The following is a 1,380-nucleotide window of genomic DNA, read 5'->3' as shown; positions in this document are numbered from 1 at the left end:
GCAGACGACACTCCTGGTGCAACCTTCTAGCCCCCGATACCTTCGAAGCACTTAATTCAGCTACACTGACCCAAGCAGCATAGCTAACCCCCGACGTGTCTACTTTCCGGGGGTCAGGCCCGACCTTGTTGCCATCACGGTCTAAGGCGCAGGCGTGGTGTTCAGATTTGCCGACGTCTAACCCAAGGAATATGTCGATGGAATGCTCCGGAGACATGATGAGCTCCTAGAAAACGAGATGGGTATGGCGTTGTTCCAGTCGCTGGCGTCATGACCTTCGTTGCAAGCACCTACGTTACAAAGAGACCTAGTTTGAAACTGGCCGTGTCCCTATCAGCTGTCATCGAAAGTCCTGGCACCCGGCGGCAACACCCCCCCGGATTATGGAAACTACAGGGCGAGTAAGCCATACCGGGACCAGCGACTATCCTCATTATCGGGGACACTCACAAGGTAACGGGCGTGCTTTGCTGGCCTAAGGCCTCGTGCGGCGCAAATCCGGAATCCTGGAATTCGATTCTATCCATTGTGCTGCTTGCGGATTGATCCAGTTAGCGACAAGAGACAGGGCGCCCTGCACTCGATCTAGCGCAGTATCTTCGAATTTCAGATTAGGTTTAACTATTGGCTCGTGATGTGCACAACGGTTTCGCAAGGTATAGATGACATCGACTTCGCATCTGAAATCCTGTAATGACGGCACGCCGATATGAGTTGACCTCTTTGTGGAGTTTGACTGGGGAATCGCATGTAGAGTTTTCTGGACCAATGGCCAGATGGTGGATGAGTAGGTATTGGTAAAAAGAAATCTCCAGAAATCAAAACTAAGCTCTGCGATAACTCGACCTGGTGGTGGTGATGTATTCCTGGCGGATCCGGCACGACGCTCAGCTTTTCGAATGGACTTCTTAGCCTGAGCATTGAACGGGATATCCGTATTCGTGTACCACTGATGTCCGTATTTTGAAGACACCGCTAGATCGACACAGTTACGGAGCAGTACCTCGACGTGCTGAATATCTTCGAGGAAGGCTTTGGTGATGCGTGTGTTCCAAAGGTAGAGAGCTTCCGGGTCGGAGTGGAAACTGTAGGTTTTCATCCGTTCTGGTGAAAACCACCTATCCAGGTTGTTTCCTGCGTTGCCGTTGGATTGCATACGTTTCAGTGTTAGGATTGCATTGAAAGCCCCGGAGCGATCCCTGCGTTTTAGACGTACATCACCGGGGTTATTGATTTTCTACAGATTTATTGGGGGTAGCGGGTTAAGTAAAGAAAAGTGTGTCTTTTCCGGGCGTGTTGCGGTTATTTGATCCAGCCTTTTTGGATGCCGAGGTTGTGTTGGTAGCTGGTGTCGATGGCGGTGTCGTATTCTGCTGGTGC

1 protein-coding gene is annotated in these 1,380 nt (G+C 50.9%); it reads right to left on the bottom strand.

The features are described from left to right. Nucleotides 1-475: 475 nt before the first annotated feature. Nucleotides 476-1,156, bottom strand: a complete 681-nt coding sequence (locus tag MHX52_RS10270; RefSeq protein WP_080722665.1) for an Abi family protein — start codon at nt 1,154-1,156, stop codon at nt 476-478. Nucleotides 1,157-1,380 lie beyond the last annotated feature (224 nt).

Source organism: Corynebacterium sp. ACRQJ (assembly GCF_022346045.1).
GTDB lineage: Bacteria > Actinomycetota > Actinomycetes > Mycobacteriales > Mycobacteriaceae > Corynebacterium > Corynebacterium evansiae.
This window is presented reverse-complemented; position numbering and strand designations above follow the sequence as displayed.